General features: G+C 62.4%; 6 protein-coding genes. 3 read left to right on the top strand and 3 right to left on the bottom strand.

Annotated elements, in window-relative coordinates; genetic code table 11:
* Positions 1-255: 255 nt before the first annotated feature.
* A complete protein-coding gene (locus KGA83_RS13945) occupies positions 256-1149 on the top strand; it encodes a PA4780 family RIO1-like protein kinase (RefSeq protein WP_108219855.1) in 894 nt (297 codons plus the stop codon).
* 145 nt (positions 1150-1294) lie between these two features.
* On the opposite strand, the gene cueR is transcribed toward KGA83_RS13945, so the two are convergent.
* The 3 genes from cueR to KGA83_RS13960 all read right to left on the bottom strand — a co-directional run bounded on the left by cueR (position 1295) and on the right by KGA83_RS13960 (position 4569).
* Entirely contained in the window at positions 1295-1708 is a 414-nt protein-coding gene (gene cueR, locus KGA83_RS13950; protein WP_108219856.1) for a Cu(I)-responsive transcriptional regulator, read from the bottom strand.
* Positions 1705-4098, bottom strand: coding sequence for a heavy metal translocating P-type ATPase (locus tag KGA83_RS13955; protein WP_108219857.1), 2394 nt, complete (start codon positions 4096-4098; stop codon positions 1705-1707). Before KGA83_RS13955 ends, cueR begins: the two co-directional genes overlap by 4 nt.
* A gap of 87 nt (positions 4099-4185) precedes the next feature.
* A complete protein-coding gene (locus KGA83_RS13960) occupies positions 4186-4569 on the bottom strand; it encodes a hypothetical protein (RefSeq protein WP_223529917.1) in 384 nt (127 codons plus the stop codon).
* 148 nt (positions 4570-4717) lie between these two features.
* On the opposite strand from KGA83_RS13960, the gene KGA83_RS13965 reads away from it, so the two are divergent.
* Together KGA83_RS13965 and KGA83_RS13970 are read left to right on the top strand one after the other, a co-directional pair.
* A complete protein-coding gene (locus KGA83_RS13965; RefSeq protein WP_108219859.1) occupies positions 4718-4915 on the top strand; it encodes a heavy-metal-associated domain-containing protein in 198 nt (65 codons plus the stop codon).
* A gap of 90 nt (positions 4916-5005) precedes the next feature.
* On the top strand, positions 5006-6000 hold a 995-nt coding region (locus tag KGA83_RS13970), incomplete at its 3' end, for a multidrug effflux MFS transporter (protein ID WP_223529919.1).

Genomic DNA, 6000 nt, shown 5'->3' on the forward strand with positions numbered 1-6000 from the left:
AAATCCTACGGAAGGTATGAACTGTGGTGTCAGTTTCTGTCGCAATTGCCCTCAATACCCTTGCACAACAAGTGACGCAGGCTCGGCTATGATCTGGAGCGACCCGTGGCGGTCGTCGGTTTTTCCTGATGAAATCGGCACATTGTGTGCTTCTGCAATGCTCATAAGTCGGCAACCCCTCCCCCCCGTGAGTGGATTGCCGTATAACGAATGACTTTCGCGTGTTTGGTAATAAAGGACCCACAATAAAAGCTGATGAAGACTCCAAAACGCATTGAACCCCTGATCGAGGACGGTCTGGTCGACGAGGTGCTGCGCCCACTCATGAGTGGTAAAGAAGCAGCTGTTTATGTGGTGCGCTGCGGCAACGAGTTGCGTTGCGCGAAGGTTTACAAGGAGGCGAATAAACGCAGTTTCCGTCAGGCGGCCGAGTATCAGGAAGGCCGCAAGGTGCGCAACAGCCGTCAAGCCCGGGCGATGGCCAAAGGCTCGAAGTTTGGCCGCAAAGAAACCGAAGACGCTTGGCAGAACGCCGAAGTGGCGGCGCTGTTCCGCCTGGCCAATGCCGGTGTGCGGGTGCCCAAGCCGTACGACTTCCTCGAAGGCGTGCTGCTGATGGAGTTGGTGGCCGACGAGTATGGTGATGCCGCGCCGCGTCTGAACGATGTGGTGCTGGAGCCGGACCAGGCCCGCGAGTATCACGCGTATCTGATTTCCCAGATCGTGCTGATGCTGTGTACCGGTCTGGTGCACGGCGACCTGTCCGAGTTCAACGTGTTGCTGACGCCTACCGGTCCGGTGATCATCGATCTGCCGCAAGCGGTGGATGCGGCGGGCAACAACCACGCGTTCAGCATGCTGGAGCGCGACGTGGGCAACATGGCGTCCTATTTCGGGCGGTTTGCTCCGGAGTTGAAGAAAACCAAGTACGCCAAGGAAATGTGGGCCTTGTACGAGGCCGGCACCTTGCACCCGGCCAGTGTCCTGACCGGCGAGTTCGCCGACACGGAAGAGCTGGCCGACGTGGGCGGAATCATGCGCGAGATCGAGGCCGCGCGCCTGGATGAAGAGCGCAAGCAAGCCGTACGCGCGGCGGACGATGCTCCGCCGGGCAAGACCGAAGAACCGCCTCCACCCTGGATGCAGTGATCGGATAAAAAACCGGCTTCGGCCGGTTTTTTTGTGCACAACACAAATCCAATGTGGGAGCGAGCCTGCTCGCGAAGACGTCGGTACATCCGACATCAAGGTGACAGATACACCGCTTTCGCGAGCAGGCTCGCTCCCACAGTGATCAGGCTTGAGTCGGGGTGACACAACACCCCGACTCCAGATTCTTCAGAATCGGGCAATCCGGCCGATGATCGCCCTGACAGTGCTCAACCAGGTCCTGCAAGGTGTCGCGCAACTGGCCGAGTTCACGGATCTTCTGGTTCAACTCATCGATGTGCTGGCGGGCCAACGCTTTCACATCGGCGCTGGCGCGCTGGCGGTCTTGCCAGAGGGTCAGCAACTTGCCGACTTCTTCCAGGGAAAACCCCAGGTCCCGCGAGCGCTTGATGAACGCCAACGTGTGCAGGTCGTCATCGCCGTATACCCGGTAGCCGCTGTCGGTGCGATGGGCTGCCTTGAGCAGGCCGATGGATTCGTAATAACGGATCATCTTTGCGCTCAGGCCGCTATGGCGGGCCGCTTGGCCGATGTTCATCGGTTGTCCTCCAGGTCCTTGGGTTTCCAGGTTTTCAACAGTAGCGCATTGCTCACCACGCTGACGCTCGACAATGCCATGGCCGCACCGGCCAGCACCGGGTTGAGGAGGCCGAATGCCGCCAATGGAATGCCGATCAGGTTATAGACGAACGCCCAGAACAGGTTCTGGCGAATCTTGGCGTAGGTCTTGCGGCTGATCTCCAATGCGGCCGGCACCATTCGCGGATCGCCGCGCATCAGGGTGATGCCGGCCGCGTGCATGGCGACGTCGGTGCCGCCCCCCATGGCGATGCCGATGTCGGCGGCGGCCAGTGCCGGGGCGTCGTTGATGCCGTCGCCGACCATCGCCACCACGCGGGTTTGTTTCAGTGCGGCGACCGTGGCGGCTTTGTCTGCCGGCAGCACTTCGGCATGCACATCGTGGATGCCCAGGGCCTCGGCCACTACGTTGGCGCTGCCGCGATTGTCGCCGGTCAGCAGGTGGCTGCTGATGTTTCGTGCGCTCAGTTGTTGCACTGCTTGCAGTGCGCCGGGCTTGAGAGTGTCACCGAAGGCGAACAGGCCCAGCACCTGTGATTCGGGGGATTGTTCGATCAGCCAGGACAAGGTCCGGCCTTCTTTTTCCCACGCGATCGCCGAGTCGGCCAATGGCCCGGCATTCAAGCCGCTGTCCTCCAGCAGGCGCCGATTGCCCAGCGCCAGGCGACGCCCTTCGAAGCTGCCGGCGATGCCACGGCCGGTCAGGGACCGGCTGTCGCTGACATCGGCCACTTTCAAGTGGCGTTCGGCACAGGCATCCAGAACAGCCTTGGCCAGCGGATGCTCACTGCCGCGTTGCAGGGCGCCGGCCAGTTGCAGCAGGCTCGCCTCATTCCCGTCGACGGCACTCAGATGAGCAATGCGCGGTGCGCCGGAGGTCAGGGTGCCGGTCTTGTCGAATACCACCGCGCTGACTTCATGGGCTCGCTCCAGTGCTTCGGCGTCCTTGATCAGAATCCCGTAGCGCGCCGCCACGCCGGTGCCGGCCATGATCGCCGTTGGCGTGGCCAGGCCCAGGGCGCACGGGCAGGCGATCACCAGCACCGCCACGGCATTGATCAGCGCGGTTTCCATTGGCGCGCCGTACAGCCACCAGCCGATCAGGGTCGCCAGGGCAATCAGCAGCACAGTGGGCACGAACACCTGGCTGACTTTATCCACGAGTTTCTGGATCGGCGCTTTTGCGGCCTGGGCGTCTTCCACCAGACGGATGATCCGCGCCAGCACGGTTTCCGCACCGAGGGCCTGGGTACGCACCAGCAACCGGCCTTCGCCATTGATCGCGCCACCGGTGACTTTGTCGCCGGGCTGCTTGGGCACCGGCAGGCTCTCGCCGCTGATCAGCGCTTCGTCGGCATGGCTCTGGCCTTCAACCACTACGCCGTCCACCGGGAAACGTTCGCCGGGTTTGACCATCACCAAGTCATCGAGGCGCAGGGCGCTGATGGCGACGTCTTGCTCGTGGCCATCGATCACCCGAATCGCCCGTTCCGGGCGCAAGGCTTCGAGGGCACGGATGGCGCTGGCGGTCTGGCGCTTGGCGCGGCTTTCCAGGTACTTGCCCAGCAGCACCAGGGCGATCACCACCGCCGAGGCTTCGAAATACAGGTGCGGCATGCGCCCGGCGGCGGTGGCCCATTCGTACAGGCTCAAGCCATACCCGGCGCTGGTGCCCAGGGCCACCAGCAGGTCCATGTTGCCGGCCCCGGCGCGCACGGCTTTCCACGCGGCGACGTAAAATCGTGCACCGAAGATGAATTGCACCGGCGTGGCCAAGGCGAACTGCGCCCAGGCCGGGAGCATCCAGTGCACGCCGAAGGGCTGTAGCAGCATTGGCAATACCAGCGGCAAGGCGAGGGCGATGGCGATGATCAAGGCCAGGCGTTCGCGATGCAGGCGTTGTTGCTGATTGTCGGTTGGCGGGTGTTCGGCTTCCCAGACGCTGGCGCTGTAGCCAGCCTTGGTCACTGCGGCGATCAAGGATTGCGGATCGATCTGGCCGAGCAGTTCAAGGTGGGCGCGTTCGTTGGCCAGGTTGACGCTGACGCTTTTCACTCCGGCAACCTTGCCCAGCGCACGCTCGACCCGACCGACGCAGGACGCACAGGTCATACCGTCGATGCTCAGTTCCAGGCTGTGCTGCGGCACGCTGTAGCCGGCCTTGACCACGGCATCCATCAAGGCCGGCAAGCTGTCGCTGGGTGCCTGCACCCGCGCCTGTTCAGTGGCAAGGTTGACGCTGACGGCACTGGCGCCAATGACTTTGCTCAAGGCGCGCTCGACACGCCCGGCGCAACTGGCGCAGGTCATGCCGGCAATCGGCAGGTCGAACGTGGTGGATTCGGACATCGGTCGCACTCCCTGTAGTAGATGACCACAGGATCAACCTTGCCATGCTGGCAAGGTCAAGTGCCATGTTTCAGATCAAGTCGCCGATCAATAACCGAGACCGGCCCGTTTCAGGTACATCCCTTCCTGCGTCATCGCGATCCGGTACTTGAGCACATCCCCGGCCTTGAGCTGGATGTCCTGCGACCCCGGCGCGAGCATGCCCGGATTGCAACCCGGGACCTGGCCCGGCAGCAGTTTGAGGCGCAGTGAGACGATGCCCGGCGGCAGGTTGAACGAGGTGCTCTGCTCCTGAAACAGCCGCGCCGCCAATTGATCCTGGATGTACACACCGATTTCGCAACTGGTCGCGACTTCCAGGCGCTCGCGGGAAATGATCAGCACGCCATAATCCTGACCGGCAGCGTTGACCGGGGGGACGGTGGCGAAAAGGCTGAGAAAGCCAAACAGGCTGAAAGCTGACCAGCGCATGGCTGAATCTCCTGAGTTCGAGTCATTGATGGACGCAGCTTGGCCGAGCGCTGCGCCGATTGCCAGCCCGGCAGCCAGCTTCAGAACTTGACCTTGCCACGGTGGCAAGCTCGAAACTCGGTTCAAACCTCGGAAAAGGAGTCATCCCATGCAAGTGTTCAACGTTGAAGGCATGTCTTGTGGTCACTGCGTCAAGGCCATCACGCAGGCGGTCCAGGCCAAAGACCCGGCGGCCAGTGTGCGGGTCGATCTGGCGGCCAGGGAAGTCGGAGTCGAAAGTGCGCTGACCGCCGAGCAAGTGATCGCGGCGATCAGCGAAGAGGGTTACGGCGTCAAACTGGCCTGAATTTGATAGTTAGCGAGCTACTGGAATGTTCAAGGCGTCCATGCACGGCTAGACTGTCGGGCTGCCGACTTCTGCCCCACTGGATGCCTGATGAACTTGCGTACCATTCTGATTCTCGGCGCCTTGAGCGCTTTCGGTCCGCTGGCGATCGACTTCTATCTGCCAGCCTTCCCGGCCATGGCTCTGGCTTTCGGGACGGACGAAAATCACGTTCAGATGACGTTGGCGGCGTACTTCCTCGGCTTGTCCATCGGTCAGTTGGCCTATGGTCCGGTGGCGGATCGTTTCGGGCGACGCATTCCGTTGCTCACCGGTGTCGGCCTGTTCACCGTTGCCTCCGTGGCGTGCGCCTATGCGCCGAATCTGGAATGGCTGATCGGCGCGCGTTTCGTCCAGGCGTTGGGCGGCTGCGCGGGGATGGTGATTTCCCGGGCGGTGGTCAGCGACAAGTGTGATGCGGTGGGTTCGGCGAAAGTCTTTTCGCAGTTGATGCTGGTGATGGGGCTTGCTCCCATCCTCGCGCCATTGCTGGGTGGGTTGTTGGTCAACACCACAGGGTGGCAGTCGATCTTCCTGGCCTTGACCGGTTTCAGTGCGCTGGCGGGGCTGGCGGTTGCGACGGGATTGCCGGAAAGCTTGCCGGCCCACATACCGCGTCAACCGCTGTCGGGTGCGCTGCGTCAGTACGGGCGGTTGCTGGCCGACCCGGTGTTCCTCGGCCATGCCTTGACCGGCGGTATCGCCATCGCCGGGATGTTTGCCTACATCGCCGGTTCACCCTTCATCATCATCAAGCTCTACGGCGTTCCGGCCGAGCATTTTGGCTGGCTGTTCGGCACCAATGCGGCGGGCTTCATTCTGGTGGCACAGGTTAATGCGCGGTTGCTGGCCAAGCGTGGTCCGGCCTTCTTGCTGGTGCGTGCGGTGTGGGTATATCTGGCGGCCGGTTTGACCCTGCTCGCTGTCAGCTCTCTGCACCCGGCACACCTGTGGCCGCTGCTGATTCCATTGTTCATCTGTATCGCCAGCCTCGGTTGCATCAGTCCCAACGCCGCGGCCTGTGCGATGAGCGGGCAGGGTGGGCG

The sequence above is a fragment of the Pseudomonas sp. GL-R-19 genome (assembly GCF_019956375.1).
GTDB lineage: Bacteria > Pseudomonadota > Gammaproteobacteria > Pseudomonadales > Pseudomonadaceae > Aquipseudomonas.